This is a genomic window from Pseudooceanicola pacificus, from assembly GCF_009789075.1.
GTDB classification, from domain to species: Bacteria; Pseudomonadota; Alphaproteobacteria; order Rhodobacterales; family Rhodobacteraceae; genus Pseudooceanicola; species Pseudooceanicola pacificus.
Genome location: NZ_WNXQ01000005.1, coordinates 200,926 through 224,120, shown reverse-complemented (window position 1 = coordinate 224,120; position 23,195 = coordinate 200,926). Strand labels below are relative to the sequence as shown.

The following is a 23,195-nucleotide window of genomic DNA, read 5'->3' as shown; positions in this document are numbered from 1 at the left end:
ATGACCAGAGCCGTATTGAGAGAGGATCGCGGGCCGCTGCGGATCCTGACGATGAACCGCCCCGAGGCGCGCAACGCGATGAACGCCGACCTGACCGCCCAAATGCTGGAGGAAGGCCAGGCCGCGGCCGAGGATGCATCGGTCCGCGCCGTGATCCTGACCGGGGCCGAGGGCTATTTCTGCGTCGGCGGCGACGTCAAGAACATGCATGCCGGCGTGGGTGCCGAGCGGAGCGAAGATCAGAAGGCCGCCGACCTGCGCAGCCGGATGGAGGTCTCGCGCATCCTGAACGAGATGCCCAAGCCGACCATCGCCGCTATCGAGGGCGCCGCCGCGGGCGCGGGCCTGTCGCTGGCCCTGGCCTGCGATTTCCGGGTCTGTGCCGAAGATGCCAAGCTGACCGTCGCCTTTGCCAAGGTCGGGCTGTCGGGCGATTACGGCGGGTCCTATTTCCTGTCCCAGATCCTCGGTGCGGCCAAGCTGCGCGAACTCTACATGCTCTCGCCGATCCTGTCGGGCGCCGAGGCCGCGCAGATGGGCCTGGTGACCCGTGCGGTAGAAAGCGGCGCGGCGCTGGAGCAGGCCATCGTGCTGGGCACCCGGCTGGCCGAGGGGCCGACCCTGGCGCTTGGCCGGATGAAGCAGAACTTTCTGGTCACCGAACATGGCGGCACCCTGTCCGACCTGCTGGACAGCGAGGCCCGCAACCACGCCCGCAGCACGGTCACCGCCGACCACAAGGAGGCCGCGGCCGCCTTTGTCGAAAAGCGCCAGCCCGCGTTCAAGGGCGCCTGAGCGGCCGGTCTGCCTGCATCGTCGCGGGCGGGGCGCGCCCGCGACAGCCGGACCGGGTTCCGCCGGATCGTGCGTTCCGCACCCGTCCCATGACACCGCCGGGCCCTGGCGATCCCACCGCCTGTCAAGGGCCACCGGCCACTGCGCGCCTGCCGCCAAACGGACCGGCGGACTCCCGGTGGCCGGCCAAAGCGCCCGTTCCGGAACCCGGCACCACCCTCACCGCATCGCAATCAGCCGCGTCCCTGCCGGATCCAGGCACTACCCTCGCCGCATTGCGGCCTGTCGCGCTTAGTCCCGATCCCGGCACCGCCCTCGCCGCATAGAACCCGCAGGGCTTGTGCCCAACCCGGCATCACGCTCGCCACATCGCGGCCAGCCGCGTCCGTGCCCGATCCCGGCACTACCCTCGCCGCATTGCAGCCAGCCGCGTCCGCGCCCGATCCAGGCACTACCCTCGCCGCCTTGCGGCCTGCGGAGCCTGTGCCGCGTCCTCTCTCACCGGAGCGCGTGGCAATCCCGGCGCGTGTGGCAAGCTCAACACCCAGCCAGCGTGACCCAAGCCGCCCGCGAGGGCGCCGGCACGGCCCCCGCGCGCCCCTGCAGGCCCCGCAAGGGCCGGTGGTGCGGTTTGCAAACAGCAAATTGCAAAGGGCAGTTTGCAAACAGGGGAGAGGCGCGGCTTTGCCAGGAAGGCTATGCAGATCCGGCTTTGCAAAACGGGGTTTGCAAAGCCCCCTGCCCGTGTCAGCCGTCGAGTTCCGATGCCCAGGGCGGGTTGGCCCCCGCGCGCGCGACGCAGACCGCCGCGGCCCGCACACCCAGTGTCAGGGCCTTGGCTAGCTCCGGCTCTGACGCGGCAATCAGCGCCTCGCGCGACAGCAGGTCATCGCGCGACAGCCCCGCCAGCATACCCGCGCTGAATGTATCCCCCGCGCCCACGGTATCGACCACCGCGACCGGGGTCGCGGGCACATGCAGATCTCCGGCGGCGCGCCAGGCGGTGACACCCTCGGCGCCGCGCGTCACGCAGACCATCACCGGCCCCTCGTCCAGCAGCGCCCTGGCGGCGGCGTCCATCGCGGCGCTGTCGTCGGCCGGCGCACCGGTCAGCCAGGCGAGGTCCTCGTCCGAGATCTTCACCACGTCGGCCAGCGCGAACATCCGCGCGATCCGCGCCCTGTAAGCCGCGTCATCCGTGACAAAGGCCGGGCGGATGTTGGGATCGAACATCACCAGCGTGCCAGCCGCTTTCAGTGTAGCGCAGAGCGCCTCGAAGACCGAGCCGCAGGGCTCGGGCACCAGCGAGATGCCCCCGAAAAGCGCCGCACTGGGCGGCACCGGGCCGGTCCGCAGGTCGCCGGGCTGCAACTCGCGCATCGCGCTGCCCGCGTCGTAGAACCCGTAGGTCGCATGCCCGTCGCGCTTGGTCACGATGGCCAGCCCCGTCGGGCGGTCGCTGAAATCGCAAAGATCGACAGAGACGCCCGACGCCCCCGCATGATCCACAATCATCCGGCCAAAGACATCGGTCGACAGGCCGGTGCACAGGGCGACATCGGCCCCCAGCCGCCCGAGCGCCACCGCCGAATTCAGCGAAGCGCCGCCCACCTTGGGCAGGTAGGCCGGTTCGCCATCGGCGAGGGTCGCGGGGATCATGTCGATCAGGGCCTCACCGGCGCAGAGGATCATGTCTTGGCTCCTTCCATTGCCGGTCCTGGGCATCCGCCGGCTGTTCGGGCAAGCGCCCGCGTCGCGATGACATGGGCGAAGTGGCCCCACCGCGTCAAGCCTCTGCCGATCATCTCTGCGCGGGCCGGTCGTCTGCGCAGGCCGGGCACGGGCTCGGTCCGGCCCCGCCCGAAAGCGCGGGCTGGCGCCCTCAAGCGACCCGGAGGACCCGGCCATCGCGATGCCGGCGCCCGGACAGGCGATCATCCGGCCCGATGCGCGACACCCGACACCGGCACCGCGGCAGGCGGCCCGGACCGCCGCCAGGCGCCCCGCCCCGCCACCCGCCGGCGGGACCCGCCACGACCATATGCCGCCCCGTCCCCCCGGGCCGGTGGGTTGACAGGGCGACGGCGCAGCGGGAACAGTCCCGCCGTACCGGGAGGGCCGCGCCGTGAAGCAACCAAAAACCGAAAGCGCCGACAAGACCAGCCGACGGCTGGACGAGGCGGCGCGGGCGGCATGGCTCTACTACATCTCGGGCAAGACCCAGGACGAAATCGCGGCGGTGATGGGCGTGTCGCGCCAGTCTGCGCAGCGGCTGGTGTCGCTGGCAATGTCCTCGGGGCTGGTGAAGGTGCGCATCGACCATCCGATCTCGCACTGCCTGAACCTTGCCGAAACGCTCAAGGCCCGGCTGGGGCTGGAGTATTGCGACGTGGTGCCCACGCTGCCCGGCAGCGACGGGCTGACCGGCGTCGCCCATGCCGCCGCCGACGTGATCGAACGATGGCTGGCGCGGGACGCGGCGCTGGTGATGGGGCTGGGCACCGGGCGCACCCTGCGCGCGGCGATCGAGCTGCTGCCCCGGCTGGACTGCGACCAGCACCGCATCGTCTCGCTGACCGGCAACATCGCGCCCGACGGCTCCACCGCCTATTACAACGTGCTGTTTTCGATTGCCGACCGGGTCTCGGCCCCGACCTTCCCGATCCCGATGCCCGTTATCGCCGCCTCGGCCGAGGAACGCGACACCCTGCTGGCGCAAAAGACCATCGCGGCGACCCGGGCGATGGCGGCGCGGGCCGATGTCTCGATCGTGGGGATCGGCCAGGTGGATGCGGCGGCGCCGCTGGTGCTCGACGGTTTCCTTGCGCGGGCCGAGCTGGGCGCGCTGCAGGCGGCGGGCGCCGTGGGCGAGATCCTGGGCTGGGTCTTCGACCGCGACGGCCAGCTGATCGAGGGGCTGAGCAACACCCGCGTTTCCTCGGCCCCGCTGCGGGCGGGGCAAGGCGCGCCGGTGATCGCCGCCGCCTGCGGCCCGGCCAAGGTGGCGGGCATCCTGGGCGCGATCCGGGGCGGGCGCATCACCGGGCTGGTCACCGACGAGGCGACGGCCGAGGCCCTGCTGGCCTGAGCCGCCGCCCCGTTTGCCTGTGATCAGGCGGCTTCCATCGCCGCGACGGCCCCGGCCAATGTCTGTTGCCACGGCTCGGTCGGGCGCCCGATCAGGCCCGACAGGACCTTGCCGTCATCCAGCAGCGCGCCCCCGGCGGCCTTGGCATCGCTGTCGGCCAGGATATCGGCCATCACGGCGGGCACCCCGGCGCCTTTCAGCAGCGCGGCATAGTCGGCCTGCGGCATGTCGGCATAGGGGATCGACCGCCCCGCCAGGCGCGACAGCTCGGCGGCGTAATCGGCCAGGGTAAAGCTCTCGTCGCCCGCCAGTTCCAGCGCGGTGCCCGGCGCAACCGTGCCGCCGGCGATCACCAGCGCCGCCGCCTCGGCGTAATCCGCGCGGCTTGCGGTCGCGAACCGTCCCTGCCCCGCCGCCCCGGCCAGCGCCCCGTGTTCCAGCGCCGCCCCGACGCCCATCGCGTGGTTCTCGCTGTACCAGCCGTTGCGGAGGAAGACATGGGGCAGGCCCGCGGCGGCGATCAGCTCTTCGGTCTGGCGGTGTTCGGTGGCGAGCTCCATCGGCGAGCTGTCGGCCCGCAGGATCGAGGTATAGGCGACGAATCCGACGCCCGCGGCCTGCGCGGCTTCGATGACGTTGCGATGCTGCACATAGCGCTGGCCGACCTCGTTCGACGAGATCAGCAGCAGCCGGTCGATGCCCTGCATCGCGGCCGCAAGGCTTTCGGTATCGGTGTAATCGCCCATCCGCGCCTCGACGCCCTGCGCCTTCAGCGCCTCGGCGGCGTCGGCCCGGCGGACAAGGCCGGCGATCCGCGCATCCGGCGCACGGCGGCGCAGCGCTGCAATGGTGAGTGCGCCAAGCTGTCCGCTGGCGCCGGTGATCAGGATGTCGGGTCGGGTCATGTCATGTCCTTTCGGGTCTCGTGGGTCCCGAACCGGCTTTATTTTGGTCTCGATTCGGGATATGGTCTCTTATGTAGACCGTATAGACCCATGCCGGAAGGAGGCAGGATTTCATGCCCAGGACACAGGAAGGTAACCACCTGCCGGATCTCTCGCGTTACATCGCCCCGGCTGGCACGGCGCTGGATGCCGGGCGCTGCCCGGTGCGCGACGTGCTCGACCGGCTGGGCGACAAGTGGACGACGCTGATATTGCTGCAGCTGGCGGAGGGGCCGAAACGCTTTGCCGCGCTGAACCGGGGTGTGCCGGACATCTCGAAACGCATGCTGACCCAGACCCTGCGCACCCTGGAACGCGACGGGCTGGTGGAACGGACGGTCTTTCCGACCAAGCCGCCAAGTGTGCAATACGAGCTGACCGAAACCGGCCTGTCCCTGATGACTCCGCTGGGTGGCCTGCTGGCCTGGGCCGAGTCGCGGCATGGCGACATCCGGGCCGCGCGGGTGGCCTATGATTCGACAGAGGTTGCACCAGCCGAATAGCCGCTTTTCGCTGGCTGCATGCCGCAATCCGGCGCTCAGGGGGCGGCCGGGCCCGGGCGGCGTGCCCCGGGGCACGCCCGATCCGGCGCCCTCACCTCTTGATATTCCATTACATTACAGCGTGTTGCGGGCGCTTCCTCATGCTCGGCGGCAATAGGATACCCGGTGCCTGTTGACAAGACTGCGCCAAGCGTGAACATTTGCCCACATACCCGGCGAATGCTCAAACACTCGGTTGAGACGCCGGAACAGACCACACACGATCTCGGGAGGAGATACATGACACGTCTGACCAGCGCCCTTTTGGGCGCAACGGCGATCTGCGCCCTGTCGGCAGCCGTCCACGCGGAAACCATCACCATTGCGACCGTGAACAACGGCGACATGATCCGCATGCAGGGGCTGACCGAGGATTTCACCAAGGACCATCCCGACATCGAACTGGAATGGGTCACGCTGGAAGAAAACGTGCTGCGCCAGCGCGTCACCACCGATATCGCCACCAAGGGCGGCCAGTACGACGTGCTGACCATCGGCAACTACGAGGTGCCGATCTGGGCCAAGCAGGGCTGGCTGCTGGCGCTGGACGACATGCCCGAAGGCTATGACGCCGCGGACCTGCTGCCCGCCATCGCCGGCGGCATCTCGGTCGACGGCACGCTCTACGCCGCGCCGTTCTATGGCGAATCCGCGATGATCATGTACCGCACCGACCTGATGGAAAAGGCGGGCATGGAGATGCCGACCTCGCCCACCTGGTCGCAGGTCATGGATGCCGCCAAGGCGATGACCGACAAGGACAACGAGATCTACGGCATCTGCCTGCGCGGCAAGGCCGGCTGGGGCGAGAACATGGCCTTTATCACCGCGATGGCCAATTCCTACGGCGCGCGCTGGTTCGACATGGAGTGGAAGCCCGAATTCACCGGCCCGCAATGGACCGCGACGCTGACCGACTACCTGACGATGATGAACGAATACGGCCCTCCGGGCGCATCGTCGAACGGGTTCAACGAGAACCTGGCGCTGTTCCAGCAGGGCAAATGCGGCATGTGGATCGACGCGACCGTCGCGGCCTCCTTCGTGACCGGGCCGGATTCGACCGTGGCCGACAGCGTGGGCTTTGCCCAGTTCCCGAACAAGGACGGCATCGACAACCACGGCCACTGGCTGTGGTCCTGGAACCTGGCAATCCCGGCGTCCTCGGCCAAGGCCGACGCAGCCAAGGCCTTTGTCGCCTGGGCGACCTCGAAGCATTACACCGAACTGGTGGCAGCCAACGAAGGCTGGGCCGCGGCCCCTCCGGGAACCCGCAAGTCGCTCTATGACAACCCCGAGTACCTGAAGGTCGCGCCCTTCGCCGAGATGACTCTGTTCTCGATCGACGCGGTCGACACCTCGGCCCCCTCGGTCCAGGAGATCCCCTACACCGGTTCGCAATTTGTCGCGATCCCGGAATTCCAGGGCATCGGCACGGCCGTCGGCCAGCAGTTCGCGGCCGCTCTGGCCGGGCAGGTCACGGCGGAACAGGCCCTGCAAAGCGCACAGCAGCTCACCGAGCGCGAGATGCGCAAAGCCGGTTATCCCAAGTAACCGCACCTGACTGGAGGGGCCGGCAGCCGTCGGCCCCCCTTTTCCCTCCAGCCGGATTTTCACAATGGCCACCACGCATTCCCGCTCTGCCGCGCGCCTCATGATCTCGCCCGCCGTGCTGCTGCTGCTGGCATGGATGATCATCCCGCTGGCGATGACGCTCTACTTCTCGACCCTGCGCTACAACCTGCTGATGCCGGGGATGGAAGAGTTCATCGGCTTCGACAATTACCGCTATTTCCTGACCGATCCCGCCTTTTACGCGGCGTTCCAGAACACGCTGCTGCTGGTGGTCGGCGTCCTGCTGATCACCGTGATCGGCGGCGTGCTGCTGGCCCTGCTGCTGGATCAGGAGTTCTGGGGCCAGGGCATCGTGCGCATCCTGGCGATCGCGCCCTTCTTCGTCATGCCCACCGTTTCGGCGCTGGTCTGGAAGAACATGTTCATGAACCCGGTGAACGGGCTGTTCGCCCATATCGCCAAGGGGCTGGGATTGCAGCCTTATGATTTCCTCGCCCATGCGCCGCTGTTCTCCATCGTGCTGATGGTGTCCTGGACCTGGCTGCCCTTTGCCACGCTGATCCTGCTGACCGCCCTGCAGTCGCTGGACCGCGAGCAGATCGAGGCGGCCGAGATGGACGGCGCCGGGGCATTCTCGCGCTTCTTCTACATCGTGGTGCCGCACCTGTCGCGCGCCGCCACCGTGGTGGTGCTGATCGAGACGATCTTCCTGCTGTCGGTCTTTGCCGAAATCCTCGTCACCACCAACGGGGGGCCGGGCTATGCCTCGACCAACATCACGTACCTGGTCTACGCCCAGTCGCTGCTGCAGTTCGACGTGGGCGGCGGGGCCGCCGGCGGGATCGTCGCGGTGGTGCTGGCCAATATCGTCGCGATCTTCCTGATGCGGATGATCGGCAAGAACCTGGACGCCTGAGATGCAGTGCCTCGTGCTCACCCTCGGCAACCGCGCCTGTCTTGCCATGAGCGACGGTCAAACGGTTTCCCATGCAGCCGCCGTGCTGCCGCGCGTCGCCCCGGGCCAGACCCGGGGCCTCGCAGGGGGCGGCGCCGCAGGGATCAAGGCCGCGCACCGGGCCCCCGCGCCGATGACGACCGGCCGTCGCGGTGCCGAAACCACGGGCCACCGGCCCTGCGAGATCCCGGCGCGAGGCCGGGATGACGTTGCGCAGATCAAGACGCCAGGGGCCAGCCGGGCAATGACCCGCCTGCCCCGCCCCGGCGGCAGTCCCACAGGCTGCGCCGTCACGCCCGAGATCGTGCTGTCCCTCATGGGCCTGCACGACGCCTTGCCCGCGCGCCCATCGGGCGCGTCAAAGACCGCCCGGACGGAGGAGACCTGACATGGCCCGTTCCACAACCCCGCGCCGCAAGGCGATGTTCACGGTCTTTGCCTGGGCCGTCGGGCTGCTGCTGTTCTTTCCGATCCTCTGGACCGTGCTGACCAGCTTCAAGACCGAGGCCGAGGCCATCGCCTCTCCGCCGTCCTTCCTGGGCTTTCACTGGACCTTCGAGAACTACGTGACGGTGCAGGAACGCTCGAACTACGGGCGACATTTCTGGAACTCGGTCGTGATCTCCGTCGGCTCGACCGTGCTGGGCGTGCTCATCGCCGTGCCCGCCGCCTGGGCCATGGCCTTTGTCCCCGGCAAGCGCACCCGCGACGTGCTGATGTGGATGCTCTCCACCAAGATGCTGCCGCCGGTCGGCGTGCTGATCCCGATCTACCTGATCTTCCGCGACCTCGGTCTGCTGGACACCAAATTCGGGCTGGTCATCGTGCTGATGCTGATCAACCTGCCGATCATCGTCTGGATGCTCTACACCTATTTCAAGGAAATCCCGGGCGAAATCCTGGAGGCCTGCCGCATGGACGGCGCCGGCCTGCGCGAGGAAATCATCCACGTGCTGACCCCGATGGCCGTGCCCGGCATCGCCTCGACCCTGCTGCTGAACGTGATCCTGGCCTGGAACGAGGCGTTCTGGACCCTGAACCTGACCGCCGCCAAGGCCGCGCCGCTGACCGCGTTCATCGCCTCCTACTCCTCGCCCGAGGGCCTGTTTTACGCCAAGCTCTCGGCCGCCTCCACCATGGCCATCGCGCCGATCATGATCCTTGGCTGGTTCAGCCAGAAACAGCTGGTCCGGGGCCTGACCTTCGGCGCCGTGAAATAAGGAAAGACGACCATGGGCAGCATCACCCTGAAACAAGTCACCAAGGCGTTCGGTCCGAAAGAGGTCATCCCGCCGCTGGACCTTGACATCCACGACGGCGAATTCGTGGTCTTCGTCGGCCCTTCGGGCTGCGGCAAGTCCACCCTGCTGCGCCTGATCGCGGGGCTGGAGGACGTGACCTCGGGCTCTATCGTGATCGACGGAAAGGAGGCGACCGACGCCGCCCCCGCCAAGCGCGGGCTGGCCATGGTGTTCCAGAGCTACGCGCTCTACCCCCATATGTCGGTGCGCAAGAACATCGCCTTTCCGCTGAAAATGGCCAAGCTCTCGCAGGCCGAGATCGACGCCAAGGTCGAGAATGCCGCGCGCATCCTGAACCTGGCCGATTACATCGACCGCCGTCCCGGGCAGCTTTCGGGCGGGCAGCGCCAGCGGGTCGCCATCGGGCGGGCCATCGTGCGCGAACCGGCGGCCTTCCTGTTCGACGAACCGCTGTCGAACCTCGACGCCGCCCTGCGCGTGACCATGCGGCAGGAGATCTCCGAGCTGCACCAGTCGCTGGCGACCACGATGATCTACGTCACCCACGACCAGGTCGAGGCGATGACCATGGCCGACAAGATCGTGGTGCTGCACGACGGTTATATCGAACAGGTCGGCGCGCCGCTGGAGCTTTACGAGCGGCCGCGCAACATGTTTGTCGCGGGCTTCATCGGCTCGCCCAAGATGAACTTCGTCGAGGGGCCCGAGGCCGCCAAGCACGACGCCCATACCATCGGCATCCGCCCCGAGCATCTGACCATCTCGACCGAAAGCGGCAGCTGGGAGGGCAAGGTCGGTCTGGCCGAGCACCTGGGCTCGGACACCTTCCTGAAGGTCGACTGCGGCCCCCTGGGCGAGATGACCGTGCGCGTGGTGGGCGAGCTGGGGGTGAAGGCCGGCCAGACCGTCTGGCTGACGCCCGACCCGTCCAAGCTGCACCGCTTCGACGGCAAGGGGCTGTCGATCTTCTAGGCCCCGCCGCGCGGCCCCCTCTTTGCCGGGAAAGGGCGCGGTCCCGGCCCGGACCCCGCGCCGGCGCCACTGCGCGCCGGGAGATCAAGAAACGTTTCAAAGGGGCGCCCGGCAGTGAACCGGGCCCCGCACGACAAGAGGATGTGAGCATGGCCACCGCGCTGTCTCTTTCGACCCTGTCCGACATGCCGGATGGCGTGGCTGTCCCGGGATATGCGCGTTCCGACCTCAGCGCCGGGATCCTGCATTTCGGCATCGGAAACTTCCACCGGGCGCATCAGGCGACCTATCTCGACCGGCTGTTCGCGACCGGCGAGGGGCAGGACTGGGCGATCCTGGGCGCCGGCGTGATGGAGGGCGACCGCAAGGCCCGCGCGGTGCTGCAGGCGCAGGACTGGCTGACCACGCTGGTCGAGCAGGAAGCGACACATTCCCGGGCCCGGGTCATCGGCTCGATGGTCGGCTATCTCGAACCCGGCGACGCGGCGGCGATCACCGCGGCGCTGGCCGATCCGGCCATCCGCATCGTGTCGCTGACGATCACCGAGGGGGGGTATTTCCTCGACAGTTCCGACAGGTTCGACCCGACGCATCCGGCGATCCAGGCCGATGCGAGTACGCCCGACGCGCCCGGGACGGTTTTTGGCCTGATCCTCGCCGGTCTGCGGCTCAGGCGCGAAAAGGGTTTCGCGCCCTTCACCGTCATGTCCTGCGACAACATCCCCCACAACGGCCGCATCACCCGCAACGCCCTGATCGGCCTGGCCGAACTGTCGGATCCCGCCCTGGCCGCCTGGATCGCCGAAAACATCAGCTTTCCCAACGGCATGGTCGACCGGATCACGCCCGCCACCTCGGACCGCGAGCGCGGGATGCTGGAAAGCGACTTCGGGGTGCGCGACGGCTGGCCGGTCTTCTGCGAGGCCTTCACCCAATGGGTGCTCGAGGACGACTTCCCCTCGGGCCGCCCGCCGCTGGAAAAGGTCGGCGTGCAGTTCGTGCCCGATGTCAGCCCCTACGAGCTGATGAAGATCCGCATCCTGAACGGCGGCCATGCGGTGATCGCCTACCCCGCCGGGCTGCTGGACATCCATTTCGTGCACGAGGCGATGGAGCATCCGCTGATCCGCGCCTTCCTCGCCAAGATCGAGCACGACGAGATCATCCCCGGCGTGCCCCCGGTGCCCGACACCGACCTCGGCGCCTATTACGACCTGATCGCCAGCCGGTTTTCCAACCCCAAGATCGGCGACACGGTGCGCCGGCTCTGCCTCGACGGATCGAACCGGCAGCCGAAGTTCATCGTGCCCTCGATCGCCGATTCGCTGGCGCGCAACGGCAGCGTCACCGGGCTGGCGCTGGAAAGCGCGCTGTGGTGCCGCTACTGCTACGGCACCAGCGAAAGCGGGGCCGAGATCGCGCCCAACGATCCCAACTGGGACCGGCTGACCAGAATCGCAAAGGCGGCCAGGGACGATCCCGGCACATGGCTGGGCATGGAGGAGGTCTATGGCGCCACCGGCCGCGACGCCCGGTTCGCCTCGGCCTTTTCCGAGGCGCTGGAGGCGCTCTGGTCAGACGGGACCGAAGCGGTGCTGACCAGCTATATCGACGGCAGGCTCTAGGGTCTTGGCGGCGCCGGGGCTGGTGATATTCGACTGCGACGGCGTCCTGGTCGACAGCGAGCCGATCTCGGTCGAGGTTTTGCGCGAGGTGCTGGCGGACGCGGGCTGCGAGATCAGCGTCGAAACCGCCTATGAGCGCATGCTGGGCCTGTCCATCGGATCGGTGTCAGAGATGGTCCGGCGCGATTACGGGCTGGACCTGACCGGCGCGCATCTGGCCGACATCCGCACCCGGCTCTACGCCCGGTTCCGGCGCGACCTGCACCCGGTGCCCGGCGTGGCGCAGGCGATCCGCGCCCTGTCCCGCCCGGTCTGCGTCGCCTCCTCCTCGCAGCCCGAGCGGATCGCACTTTCGCTGGAGGTCACCGGGCTGGCCCCGCTCTTCGGGCCGCATGTCTTCAGCGCGACGATGGTGTCCCGGGGCAAACCCGCGCCCGACCTGTTCCTGCATGCGGCGCGCGAAATGGGCGTGGCCCCGCGGGACTGCGTGGTGGTCGAGGACAGCCTGGCCGGGATCGAGGCCGCGCAGGCCGCCGGGATGCGGGTCGTGGCCTTCACCGGCGGGGCCCATGCCGGCCCGGCCCGGCTGGCGAATCGCGCAAAGACGCTTGGACCAACGGCACAGGTGGACAACATGGCCGCGCTGGCCGACATTCTGCTGACGCAGCTCTGATCCGGGGACTTCAGGGATGGATCGCTTCGTCTGTGCCATCGACGTGGGAACCCGCTCTGCGCGGGCGGGTATCTTCGACTCCGGCGGCCGCGCGCTGAGCCACCACACCCGCCCCATCGGTCTGTGGGAAGAGGACGGGATGCGGGCGGAACACGCCTCGGAGGATATCTGGCAGGCGGTCTGCGCCGCCGTGCGCGATGCCGTCGCCGGGGCCAATGTGGCGCCCGGCAGCGTGGCGGCGGTCGCCTTCGACGCGACATGTTCGCTGGTGCTGCGCGACACGTCTGATGCGCCCCTGCCGCTTGGCCCCGAGGGGCGCGACACCATCGCCTGGTTCGATCACCGCGCGGTGGCCGAGGCCGCCGAATGCACCGCCACCGGCCACCGCGTGCTGGATCACGCGGGCGGGACGATGTCGCCCGAGATGCAATGCCCCAAGCTGATGTGGCTGAAACGGCACCGCCCGGATCTCTGGCCCCGGATGGGTCGGGCGATGGACCTGACCGATTTCCTCACCTGGCGGGCCAGCGGGCAGGACCTGCGCTCGACCTGCACCCTGGTGGCGAAATGGACCCACCTGCCCCATGCGGGCGGCTGGCAGCGGGACTTCCTGGATGCCATCGGGCTGGACGACCTCGCCGCGCGCGCCAGCGTGCCCGCGATGCCCACGGCGCCGGGGACCGCCGCCGGGCCGCTCACCCCCGCCGCGGCGGATGAGCTGGGCCTGACCACCGCCTGCACCGTGGCCGTCGGGCTGATCGACGCCTTTGCCGGGACGCTGGGCGTGATGGGCGGGCTGGCCCCGCGCGACCGGGCCGGGGCGCTGGCGATGATCGCGGGCACCTCGACCTGCGTGATGAGCATGTCCGACATGGCCTGGCGCGGGCGCGGCATCTGGGGCCCCTACCCCGGCGCCATCCTGCCCGGGCTCTGGGTCAACGAGGGCGGGCAGTCGGCCACCGGCGCCCTGCTGGACCACGTGCTGCACACCTATGCGCCGGACCGCGATGCCTCGCCCGCCGCGCATCGCCGGGTGGCCGCGCGGATCAGCGCGGCGCTCGCACGGGAAGGCGGCGGCTTTGGCCGGGGGCTGGACATCCTGCCCGATTTCAACGGCAACCGCACGCCGCTGGCCGACCCGATGGCCTATGGCGTGGTCTCGGGCCTGACGCTGGACACGGGCGAGGGCGCGCTCGACCGGCTCTACTGGCGCGCCGCCGTGGCCCTGGCCCTGGGGCTGCGCCAGATCGTGGCCCAGATGGAAACCGGCGGCACCCGGATCGAACGCCTGCTGATCACCGGCGGACATGCCCGCAACGCGCTGCTGATGCAGCTCTATGCCGATGCCACGGGGCGCGAGGTGCAGCTGAGCACCCAGCCCGATTCCGTCCTGCTGGGCACGGCGATGACCGCCGCCGCCGCCGCCGGGCTGCACCCCGGCCTGCCCGCAGCCGCGCAGGCGATGGCCGGGCGGCCCGGCTGCCTGAAACCCGACCCGTCCCGCCGGGCAGGCTACGACAGGGACTACGCGGTGTTCCTGCGGATGCAGGCGCACCGGGCCGAACTCTCCGCTATGCCACGGTAAAGGACACGCATCTGCCCGGGACCGCACCTCGACGGACATCCCACATCCGAACCGACCCCGCGCCGCCCGACTGCCGCTGCGACGGCACCGTCGCAAGGGGGCTCTGCCCCCGCCGCACCTGCGGTGCGACTCCCCCGGAGTATTTTGGACGAGATGAAGCAAGGGGAGCGGTCCTCACCTTCCTCTTGCTCCAAATATGCCCGCCGGAGGCGTCAGACGCACCGCGCGGATGCGCGGTGCAAAACATCCTGTGCGCCGCAGGCGCTCCGCTCGGAGGGGGCCACCCCGCGGACCGCCCGGGGTCATCCGGGCCAAGCCACCGGTCCGGCCGGACCCCGCGGGCCGGTTCCGGCCCCCCGGCCTCAGCGCACGGACCGCAGAGAGCTGTCGAGCAGATGCTTCGTATAGGGATGCGTGGCCTTCATGGCGCGCATGTCCTCGACCCCCAGCAATTCGACCATCTCGCCGGTCTGCATCACCGCAACCTGCCCGCACATGTGCCCCACGACACCCAGGTCGTGCGAGACCATCAGATAGGTCAGCCCCCGCTCCGCCCGCAGGTCGGTCAGCAGGTTCAGGATCTCGGCCTGCACCGACACGTCCAGCGCCGAGGTCGGCTCGTCCAGCAGCAGGATGCGCGGCTCGGGCGCCAGGGCCCGGGCGATGGCCACCCGCTGCCGCTGCCCGCCCGAAAGCTGATGCGGGTAGCGGAAGCGGAAGCCCTTGCCCAGCCCGACATCCTCCAGCAGCCGGTCGATCCGGTTGTCGATATCGCCGAAGCCGTGCAGCTTCAGCGCCTCCGACAGCACCGCGTCGACCGTCATCCGGGGGTGCAGCGAGGCATAGGGGTCCTGAAAGACCATCTGCACCTGCTTGTAGAACGTCCGGTCCCGCTTCGCCCCCAGCGGGCGGTTCATGATCCGCATCGACCCGCTCCAGCTCGGCACCAGCCCGGTGATCGCCCGGAGCACGGTCGACTTGCCCGAACCGCTTTCCCCCACCAGGCCAAAGCTTTCGCCCTCGCCGATGCTCAGCGATACCTGCCTGACCGCGTTGCTGCGCGCCGCGCCCTCGCCGAACCAGACGGTGAGGTCGGATATCTCGATGGCCAGGGTCATAGCAGCGCACTCACCGAAGGCGCCTCGCGCCAGGCCGGGTCGCGCCGCAGCACGTCCAGCCGCTCGCGCGGCGACCCGAGGTTGGGGACAGAGTTCAACAGCCCGATGGTATAGGGATGCCTGGCCTCGTGCAGCTTGCCCGCCTGGCAGACCTCGACGATCCGGCCGGCATACATGATGACGATCCGGTCGCAGAAATTTGACACCAGGTTCAGGTCGTGGCTGATGAAGATCAGCCCCATGCCGCGCTCGGCCACCAGCTTGTCCATGATCTCCAGCACCTGCAGCTGGACCGAGACGTCGAGCGCCGAGGTCGGCTCGTCCGCGATCAGGATCTCGGGGTCGGGGATCAGCATCATGGCGATCATGATACGCTGGCCCATCCCGCCCGACACCTCGTGCGGGTATAGGTCGAACACCCGTTCGGGATCGCGGATCGCCACCGCGTCCAGCATCTCCAGCGCCCTTGCGCGGGCCTGGGCCATGTTGACCTTTTCATGGGTGCGCAGGGCCTCTGTGATCTGCCGGCCCACGGTCATCACCGGGTTCAGCGAGAACTTGGGATCCTGCATGATCATGCTGGCGTGGTGGCCGCGCAGCTTGCGCATCTCCTTCTCGCTGGCCGTCAGCACATCGGTGCCGGTCATGGTCAGCCGGTCGGCCTCGATCCGCCCCGGGGGGCGGATCAGCTTGAGGATCGCCCGCCCCGTCATCGACTTGCCCGAGCCGCTTTCGCCGACGATGCCCAGACGCTCCTTGCCGAGCGAGAAGGAGATGCCGCGCACCGCGTCGAAGATGCCGTTGCGGGTCGGGAACTTCACCCAGAGGTTTTCCACGTCGATCAGATTGCTCATCCCGTCGCCCCCGTCCGGCGCAGCGCGCGCCCTGTGGACAAGCCCGGCCCCATGCCCGCAGACGCGGCGCGATCCGCGCCCGGAGCGCCACCCCGCGGCCCGGCGGAGAGGGCGCCGTGACGCCTTTGCCAATCCTGACCCATCACTGCCCCCCTTTCGGGTCGAGCACATCGCGCATCCCGTCCCCCAGCAGGTTGAACGCCAGCGAGATGGCAAAGATCGCCAGCCCCGGGATCGTCGCGACCCACCAGTAATCCAGAAGGTACTTGCGCCCCTCGGAAATCATCGCCCCCCATTCCGGCGAGGGCGGCTGCGCCCCCAGCCCCAGAAAGCCCAGGCCGGCGGCCGTCAGGATGATCCCCGCCATGTCCAGCGTGACCCGGATCACCAGCGACGAGATGCACAGCGGCCAGATATGGCGCGTCACGATCCGCATCGGCCCGGCCCCCTGCAGCCGGATCGCGGCGATGAAGTCGGAATTGCGGATCGTCAGCGTCTCGGCCCGGGCGATCCGGGCATAGGGCGGCCATGCGGTGAGCGAGATCGCCAGCACCGCGTTCTCGATTCCCGCGCCAAGCGCGGCAACGAAGGCGAGCGCCAGGACCAGCCGCGGAAAGGCCAGGAAGATATCGGTGATCCGCATCAGCACCACATCGGCCCAGCCCCCGGCATAGCCCGCGACCGTGCCGATGATCAGCCCCAGAAGGGGCGCCACCATCGCCACCAGCAGCACGATGTAGATCGAGATCCGCGCGCCGTAGAGCAGCCGCGAATAGATGTCCCGCCCCAGGCTGTCGGTGCCGAAGATATGCCCGTCGAACCCCGGCGGCTTCAGCCGCTCGCCCAGGTTCTGGGCAAAGGGATCGTGGGTCGCCAGCACCGGCGCCAGAATCGCGCAGACGATGATGAAGACCAGGATGATCAGCCCGATCATCGTCAGCGGGTTCGAGCGCAGCGTAAGCCACCCCTGATACCACGAGGCCGCCCGCGCCTGCCGGCGCGAGGTCGGCGTTTCGGCCAGCAGCCAGGCGCGCAGGGTTGTCGGTTCGGTTGGCGTGTTCATTTCGACCTCGGATCGAAGAAGCGGTAGAGCAGGTCGGAAAAGATGTTCAGCGCCACGAAGATCACGCCGATCACCACGGTCCCGCCCAGGACCGAGTTCATGTCATTGGCCAGCAGCGAGGTGGTGATGTATTGCCCGATGCCCGGCCAGGCAAAGATGATCTCGGTCAGGACCGAGCCTTCCAGCAGGTTGGCATAGGCCAGCGCGATCACCGTGATCAGCTGGATGCGGATGTTGCGGAAGGCGTGGCGCCAGACGACCTCCCACTCGCTCAGGCCCTTGACCCGCGCGGTGGTGACATATTCCGCCGACAGCTGTTCCAGCATGAAGGACCGGGTCATCCGGCTGATATAGGCCAGCGAGAAATAGCCCAGCAGAGAGGCGGGCAGGATGATATGGCTGAAGGCATCCCGGAAGACGGCGAACTGGCCCTGCAAAAGGCTGTCCACCAGCAGCAACCCCGTCTGCGGCTGGACTATGCCCTGGTAGAAGATGCCCACGCGCCCCGGCCCCGCGACCCAGCCGAGGATGCCGTAAAACACCAGCAGCCCCATCAGCCCCAGCCAGAAGATCGGCATCGAATAGCCGACCAGCCCGACAAGCCGCGCGATCTGGTCGATCCACGACCCGCGCTTGACGGCGGCCAGCACGCCAAGCGGCACGCCGATGACCACGCCGATCAGCGTGCCCAGGGTGGCCAGCTCCATCGTGGCGGGAAAGGCGCGGGCGAGATCCTCGCTCACCTGTTTGCCGGTGCGGATGGAGCGGCCGAAATCGCCCTGCAGCACGTCGCCGAGGTAGATCCCGAACTGGACCAGCAGCGGCTTGTCGAGGCCAAGCGCGATATAGGTCGCGTCGTATTGCGCCTGCGTCGCCCGCTCGCCGATCACGGCCAGCACCGGGTCGACCGGCATCACCCGCCCGATCATGAAGGTTACGAACAGCAGGCCGAGTATGGTGAAGATCACCGTGATCGCGGTGCTGAGCGTCTTCTTGATCCAGGGCGGAATGGTCAGGGCCGCAGCGCCCGTGGTGCTGTCACTCATGCTCGGTCCGTCCTGCAATATGGGAAAGGCGCGCATCGCGCCGTGGCCCCGGCACGCGGGACCGCGGGCATGCCGCCGGGGATGTCGAACGCCTGCCCCGGGGGCAAGGTGCCGGGCCGGGGGCTGCCCGCCACGGGGGCGGCACGGGGCCGGATGCGCGCGCGGCGCGACAGGTGGCCGCCTCGGCCTGCCGGGGGACGGGATGGGAGGGGGGCGTCATCCGCCCTGCCCCGCGCCGGGCGGGCTGCGCGGCGGGCAGGCGGGCCACAGCCCGACCCCAGATAAATCCGAACCGGGCGGGCGGCAGATGCCGCCCGTCCGCATGATCCAGGAGCAAGGCCACTTACTTCGTGATGACCCAGTAGGACACTGCCGTCGTCGCGCCGCCCGCGACGAAGTTCTCGACACTGTCCGTCATCCCGTTCTGTTCGATCTGCTGGAACATGATGCCGAAGGGCGAGACCATCTGATGCTCTTTCTGCAGCTCCAGATACATCTCCTTGCGCACATCGGTGTCGTTCTCGACCACAGCGGCAAGGGTTTCCTCGCTCATCACGGGCAGGGCCCAGGCGTTGCGCCAGGCCAGCAGGCCGGTGGCGCCGGCCTCGTCCGAATTGTCGGGGTTGTAGGCAAAGGTGCCCGCGTTGGTGTTGGGATCGGGATAGTCCGGGCCCCAGGCGCCGAGGTAGATGTCATGCTCACGCGCGCGATAGCGGTCCAGCGTCTGTGCCCCGGTGCCCACGACCAGTTCGACCCCGATGCCCAGCTGGTCCCAGGTGTTCTGCAGCGACTGGCCGATGTCGATCCGCTCCTGCGCGTCGCGGACCGAAATCTTCAGGTCGAACCCGTCGGGGAAGCCCGATGCCGCCAGCGCGGCCTTGGCCTTGTCCATGTCGTAGTCGTAGGGCTTGTCCTTCAGCGCGCCAAGGAAGGTCAGCGGCAGGAAGGCCTCGTGCACCGTGTACTGGCCCTTGAGGAAGCTGTCGGCCATGCCCTGGTAATCGGTGGCGAATTTCAGCGCTTCCAGCACCTTGGGATCGGCCAGCGCTTCGTTCTTCTGGTTCGCGGACCAGTACATCAGACGGCCGCGCAGTTCGTCCACGATCTTCAGACCGTCGGATTCCATCACACCGGCCACGTCCTCGGGCGAGAGGTTGCGCGCCACGTCGATATCGCCGCGTTCCAGCATCAGGCGCTGCGTCGCGCTTTCCTGGATGTGCTGCACGATCACCCGTTCCATCGCCGGCTTTTCGCCGCCAAAGTTCGGGTTCAGATCCAGCAGGACGCTTTCGTTGGGCTTCCACTCGACGACCTTGTAGGGGCCGGAGCCGGCGGAGTTGTCGCGCAGCCAGGCATTGCCCATGTCGCCGTCGACCTCGTTCGCCATCACCGTGGCGCTGTCGACGATGCCGCCGATGGTGGCGGTCAGGCAGTTCAGCACGAAGGACTGGGCGTATTGCTTGTCCAGCGTGATCTTGAGCGTCCTGTCGTCGGTCGCGACGATGGTATCCTCGACGTTGTCGGCGCTAAAGCCGAACTGCGTCAGGATGAACGAGGGCGTCTTGTCCAGCAGCACCGCGCGGCGCAGCGAGAATTCGGCATCCTTGGCCGTCACCGGGTTCCCGGAAGAGAACACATGCCCCTCGGCCATGGTGAAGGTGATGGTCTTGCCGTCCTCGGAGATTTCCCAGCTTTCGGCCAGCTGCGGGCCATAGCCGGCATCCAGGTCCAGCGGGTCGAAGTTCACCAGCTTTTCGTAGACGTTGCGGGACACGTCGGCGCCCGCGAACTCGAAGCTTTCGGCCGGGTCCAGCGTCTTGATGTCGTCGATCCGGTTCGCGATCACCAGCATGTTCGGCGGGGTCTCGGCCAGCACGGGCAGGGCCGTGGTTCCAAGCAGGGTCGCGGTCAGTGCCACCCCGATCAGGCTTCGCATGTGTTTCATGGTCTTACTCCCAGTTGGTTGTCGGTCGTTGCCGGCGGCGGGTCGGTGACGATGTCATCCGGCCCGCATCATTCAACCCACGTCTTGCGCAGGACGCGCAACCAGTTCCCGTGGGTCAGTTTCGTCATCAATTCGGGGCCCACCCCGTGTTCAATCATCGCTGCCCGCAGATTGGGCAGACCGGCGCAATCGCCGATATCCTGCGGCACCAGGGCCCCGTCGAAATCCGAACCGAGGCCCACGCGGTCCTCGCCACAAATTTCGACCAGATGGTCAAGGTGACGCAGAAGGACGTCAAGACCGAAATCGCTGGCCATCCGGCCATCCGGCCGCAGGAAGGCCGAGGCGAGGTTGATGCCCACCATTCCATCGCTGTCGGCGATCTGGCGCAGCTGCCGGTCGGTCAGGTTGCGGGCATGGGGGGTCACTGCATGGGCGTTGGAATGGGTCGCGACCAGGGGCGCGTCGGACAGGGCGGCGATATCGTCCATGCCCTTCTCGTTGAGGTGGCTGAGGTCGATCATGATGCCCAGCCGGTTGCATTCCCTGACCAGCAGCTTGCCCGCCTCGGTCAGCCCGCCGCCGATATCGCCGGTCGAGGGGAAGCGGAACGGCACGCCCTCGGCAAAGACCGTGGGCCGTGACCAGACCGGTCCGATGGAGCGCAGGCCACGGGCATACATGCCCTCCAGCTCGGCGCAGTCGGGGCCGATGGCCTCGGCCCCCTCGATATGGGTGATGGCGGCCATGCGGGGCCCGGCGATGGCGGTCTCCAGCTCGGCCACGGTGCGGCAGATGTCGATGGCTCCGGCCTGCTCCAGCTCGGCCAGCACCTGGAACCCGCGTTCGGCGAAGGGGGCGGCCTCTGCATGGGGCACGGGCGGCGGCAGCGGCAGGTCGTAGGAGGGTTTGGACATCTCCTCCATCCGGAAGGCCCTGTCCGTGGGGCTGGGCACGTAGATCGCGAAGAAGCCGCCGGCGAACCCGCCCGCCGTGGCGCGCGGCAGGTCGATATGGCCGCTGTCATAGCCCTGCACCACATTTTCGACGGTGGCCTTGCCGGTCAGGATCTTCAGGACCAGATCGTTGTGACCGTCAAAGAATGGGGGAGTCGTCTCAGCGCTCATAGGTACCTCGCTTGGTGATCTTTCGCGCCGCCCCTGCCCGGCACTCGGGGAGCGTGCCGTGAAACCCATGACGATTGCAAGCATTTGCACGACGGACGGACGGGCGGGCCCGATGGCACCGCCACCCCCTGCCCGGCCCCCGCGCGGCGCGGGAGAGGCCGCGATATCGACGCGGACAGCGCTGTGGGCGCAGGTGTGCCTTTGCCCCGCCAACCTGCCCGGGAGCAGGGAGGACGGCATCCGCCGGGGCGGGGGTGCAGGAGCGGGTGCGCAAAGTGACGTTGCGTGATGTCGGCGTCCGCCTCAGCCGAAGGGAGCGGGCGAAACCTGCGGAAGGGTATGCGCAGGCCCGGTGTCGCCCCCTGCCCCGGCCTGCCGCAATGACCGAAGGACGGCGCGCCGCCCGGCGAGGCAACGCCCGCCGCGCAGCCGCGACTCAGGCGGGCAGGACGAAGGGCGGCAGGTTGCCGAAGGCCTCGCGCAGGGCCACGCCCCAGCCGTTCGAGATCGTCTCGAAATAGGGATCGTCGCGGTCGACGCGGCCCATGCGGCCGTTCGCCAGGCTGTCGGCCTCGTAGATGTGCCAGTCCAGCGGCAGGGCGACCGAGAGGTTCGCCTTGATCGTCGAATCGAAGGACACCAGCAGCAGCTTCATCGCCTCTTCAAAGCTCATCTGCCGCTCGTAGGCGCGGATGATGATCGGGCGGCCGTATTTCGTCTCGCCGATCTGGAAGAAGGGCGTGTCTTCGCCGGCCTCGATGAAATTCCCCTCGGGGTAGATCATGAACAGGCGCGGGGCGCCGCCCTTGACCTGCCCGCCCAGGATGATCGTCGCGTTGAAGGTCGCGTCGGCGCGCTGGCCTTCGTCGGCGTGGTTGGAAATCACCTCTTTCAGGGTGCCGCCGACCAGCCGGGCAACCTGGAACATGCTTTCGCATTGCAGGATGTCGGGCGAGCGGTCCGAGGGATGTTTCGACCGCTCCTGCAGCAGCGAAATCAGCGCCTGGGTGGTCGCCAGATTGCCGGCGGTCATCAGGGTGATGGAACGGTCGCCCGGCACCTCGAAGCTGTGCATCTTCCGGAAGGTCGAGATGTTGTCGACGCCCGAATTCGTTCTCGTGTCCGACATGAACACGATCCCGCGATCCAACTGGATACCCACACAATAGGTCACGTTCCGCCTCTGAACCTTTCGACTCGACCGGCGGAGTCTATTGCTGAACCTGCAGGGAAACGCAAAGCTCTTCTTGCGCATCGCCCTGCCGCAGCCCGTGCACTGGTGCCGCATCGGCATAGTCGCGGCCCACGGCGACACGCACGTAGCGGTCATCGGGGCAGACGGCGTTCGACACGTCGAAGCCGACCCAGCCAAGCCGCTCGATGAAGATCTCGCACCAGGCGTGGGTGGCGTCCTGTTCGGTCACGCCCTCCATCAGCAGATAGCCCGAGACATAGCGCGCCGGGCGGCCCAGCAGGCGGGCGGCGGTGATCATCACATGGGCATGGTCCTGGCAGACCCCCTTGCCCGCGACAACGGCCTCTTCCGCCGTGGTGGCCGAGGTGGTGGCCCCGACGGTGTATTCCACCGCTTCGCCAATCGCCTCGGACAGGCGGTGCATCGTGGCCAGCTGATCCTCGGCCACCTGTTTCTCGAACGGTTTCACCAGCTTGCGCAGCTGCGGACCGGGAGAGGTGGCCGCCGTCTTGGGCATGAAGACCCACAGCGGCATCAGCCCCTTGCCCATGCCGACGACGCCGTTGCGGTCCTCGACCTCGACTTCGCCTTCCGACACGATCTCCAGCTTTTCGGTCCCGGCCATCAGCACCAGGTCCACCGGGTTGCGGAACTGGTCCTCAAAGCTGACCTGTCGCTCGCCCCCGGTGAAGGTCGAGGTCCAGTTCAGCACCTTCTGACCGTCGGCCGTGCGCGGTGTCAGCCGGATCTGCTGCAGCGCGTAATACACCGGCTTGTCGTAGGTGTAGGTGGTCTTGTGAGAAATCTTCAGCCGCATCGCAACGCTCCCCG

The 23,195-nt window shown here is 68.1% G+C and carries 21 protein-coding genes; 11 read left to right on the top strand and 10 right to left on the bottom strand.

What is annotated here, in order from left to right; translation table 11 throughout:
• Nucleotides 1-795, top strand: coding sequence for an enoyl-CoA hydratase-related protein (locus GLS40_RS11150; RefSeq protein ID WP_160382798.1), 795 nt, complete (start codon nucleotides 1-3; stop codon nucleotides 793-795).
• A 747-nt stretch (nucleotides 796-1,542) separates the two neighbouring features.
• On the opposite strand, the gene GLS40_RS11145 is transcribed toward GLS40_RS11150, so the two are convergent.
• Nucleotides 1,543-2,487 carry a carbohydrate kinase family protein gene (locus GLS40_RS11145; RefSeq protein WP_160382797.1) on the bottom strand — a complete coding sequence of 315 codons (945 nt, stop codon included), beginning with the start codon at nucleotides 2,485-2,487 and terminating at the stop codon, nucleotides 1,543-1,545.
• A 433-nt stretch (nucleotides 2,488-2,920) separates the two neighbouring features.
• Here GLS40_RS11145 and GLS40_RS11140 point away from each other — a divergent pair, with 433 nt between their 5' ends.
• The gene (locus GLS40_RS11140) at nucleotides 2,921-3,883 is read left to right on the top strand and encodes a sugar-binding transcriptional regulator (protein WP_328598895.1); all 963 of its coding nucleotides are present in this window, start codon (nucleotides 2,921-2,923) and stop codon (nucleotides 3,881-3,883) included.
• 23 nt (nucleotides 3,884-3,906) lie between these two features.
• Here the strand turns inward: GLS40_RS11140 and GLS40_RS11135 are convergent, their stop codons facing one another.
• Nucleotides 3,907-4,788 carry an NAD(P)H-binding protein gene (locus GLS40_RS11135; RefSeq protein WP_160382796.1) on the bottom strand — a complete coding sequence of 294 codons (882 nt, stop codon included), beginning with the start codon at nucleotides 4,786-4,788 and terminating at the stop codon, nucleotides 3,907-3,909.
• A gap of 113 nt (nucleotides 4,789-4,901) precedes the next feature.
• On the opposite strand from GLS40_RS11135, the gene GLS40_RS11130 reads away from it, so the two are divergent.
• From GLS40_RS11130 to GLS40_RS11090, 9 genes are all read left to right on the top strand, one after another.
• Complete coding sequence (locus GLS40_RS11130) at nucleotides 4,902-5,330, top strand: winged helix-turn-helix transcriptional regulator (protein ID WP_160382795.1); 429 nt, start codon at nucleotides 4,902-4,904, stop codon at nucleotides 5,328-5,330.
• 279 nt (nucleotides 5,331-5,609) lie between these two features.
• Complete coding sequence (locus GLS40_RS11125; RefSeq protein WP_160382794.1) at nucleotides 5,610-6,923, top strand: ABC transporter substrate-binding protein; 1,314 nt, start codon at nucleotides 5,610-5,612, stop codon at nucleotides 6,921-6,923.
• Nucleotides 6,924-6,987: 64 nt separating this feature from the next.
• Nucleotides 6,988-7,860, top strand: coding sequence for a carbohydrate ABC transporter permease (locus tag GLS40_RS11120; RefSeq protein ID WP_160382793.1), 873 nt, complete (start codon nucleotides 6,988-6,990; stop codon nucleotides 7,858-7,860).
• Between the two features lies 1 nt (nucleotide 7,861).
• On the top strand, nucleotides 7,862-8,287 hold the full coding sequence (locus GLS40_RS11115; protein ID WP_160382792.1) for a hypothetical protein: 426 nt from the start codon (nucleotides 7,862-7,864) through the stop codon (nucleotides 8,285-8,287).
• Nucleotide 8,288: 1 nt separating this feature from the next.
• Nucleotides 8,289-9,119 carry a carbohydrate ABC transporter permease gene (locus GLS40_RS11110; RefSeq protein WP_160382791.1) on the top strand — a complete coding sequence of 277 codons (831 nt, stop codon included), beginning with the start codon at nucleotides 8,289-8,291 and terminating at the stop codon, nucleotides 9,117-9,119.
• A 12-nt stretch (nucleotides 9,120-9,131) separates the two neighbouring features.
• Nucleotides 9,132-10,133, top strand: coding sequence for an ABC transporter ATP-binding protein (locus tag GLS40_RS11105; protein WP_160382790.1), 1,002 nt, complete (start codon nucleotides 9,132-9,134; stop codon nucleotides 10,131-10,133).
• Between the two features lie 185 nt (nucleotides 10,134-10,318).
• Complete coding sequence (locus tag GLS40_RS11100; RefSeq protein WP_235905898.1) at nucleotides 10,319-11,758, top strand: mannitol dehydrogenase family protein; 1,440 nt, start codon at nucleotides 10,319-10,321, stop codon at nucleotides 11,756-11,758.
• 22 nt (nucleotides 11,759-11,780) lie between these two features.
• Nucleotides 11,781-12,431, top strand: coding sequence for an HAD family hydrolase (locus GLS40_RS11095; protein WP_328598894.1), 651 nt, complete (start codon nucleotides 11,781-11,783; stop codon nucleotides 12,429-12,431).
• A 16-nt stretch (nucleotides 12,432-12,447) separates the two neighbouring features.
• Nucleotides 12,448-14,016, top strand: coding sequence for an FGGY-family carbohydrate kinase (locus GLS40_RS11090; protein WP_160382787.1), 1,569 nt, complete (start codon nucleotides 12,448-12,450; stop codon nucleotides 14,014-14,016).
• 362 nt (nucleotides 14,017-14,378) lie between these two features.
• Here the strand turns inward: GLS40_RS11090 and GLS40_RS11085 are convergent, their stop codons facing one another.
• The 8 genes from GLS40_RS11085 to GLS40_RS11050 form a co-directional block, all read right to left on the bottom strand.
• Entirely contained in the window at nucleotides 14,379-15,134 is a 756-nt protein-coding gene (locus GLS40_RS11085) for an ABC transporter ATP-binding protein (RefSeq protein WP_160382786.1), read from the bottom strand.
• A complete protein-coding gene (locus GLS40_RS11080; RefSeq protein WP_160382785.1) occupies nucleotides 15,131-15,988 on the bottom strand; it encodes an ABC transporter ATP-binding protein in 858 nt (285 codons plus the stop codon). The genes GLS40_RS11085 and GLS40_RS11080 overlap by 4 nt, the downstream gene beginning before the upstream one ends.
• Nucleotides 15,989-16,130: 142 nt before the next feature.
• A complete protein-coding gene (locus GLS40_RS11075) occupies nucleotides 16,131-17,051 on the bottom strand; it encodes an ABC transporter permease (protein ID WP_160382784.1) in 921 nt (306 codons plus the stop codon).
• Nucleotides 17,048-18,097 carry an ABC transporter permease gene (locus tag GLS40_RS11070; RefSeq protein ID WP_160382783.1) on the bottom strand — a complete coding sequence of 350 codons (1,050 nt, stop codon included), beginning with the start codon at nucleotides 18,095-18,097 and terminating at the stop codon, nucleotides 17,048-17,050. The genes GLS40_RS11075 and GLS40_RS11070 overlap by 4 nt, the downstream gene beginning before the upstream one ends.
• A gap of 343 nt (nucleotides 18,098-18,440) precedes the next feature.
• Nucleotides 18,441-20,042, bottom strand: a complete 1,602-nt coding sequence (locus tag GLS40_RS11065) for an ABC transporter substrate-binding protein (RefSeq protein WP_160382782.1) — start codon at nucleotides 20,040-20,042, stop codon at nucleotides 18,441-18,443.
• Between the two features lie 68 nt (nucleotides 20,043-20,110).
• Nucleotides 20,111-21,169: a dipeptidase gene (locus GLS40_RS11060; RefSeq protein ID WP_160382781.1), complete on the bottom strand. Its 1,059-nt coding sequence runs from the start codon at nucleotides 21,167-21,169 to the stop codon at nucleotides 20,111-20,113.
• 436 nt (nucleotides 21,170-21,605) lie between these two features.
• Entirely contained in the window at nucleotides 21,606-22,343 is a 738-nt protein-coding gene (locus GLS40_RS11055; protein WP_160382780.1) for a proteasome-type protease, read from the bottom strand.
• A 37-nt stretch (nucleotides 22,344-22,380) separates the two neighbouring features.
• On the bottom strand, nucleotides 22,381-23,181 hold the full coding sequence (locus GLS40_RS11050) for a transglutaminase family protein (protein ID WP_160382779.1): 801 nt from the start codon (nucleotides 23,179-23,181) through the stop codon (nucleotides 22,381-22,383).
• Between the last annotated feature and the right edge of the window lie 14 nt (nucleotides 23,182-23,195).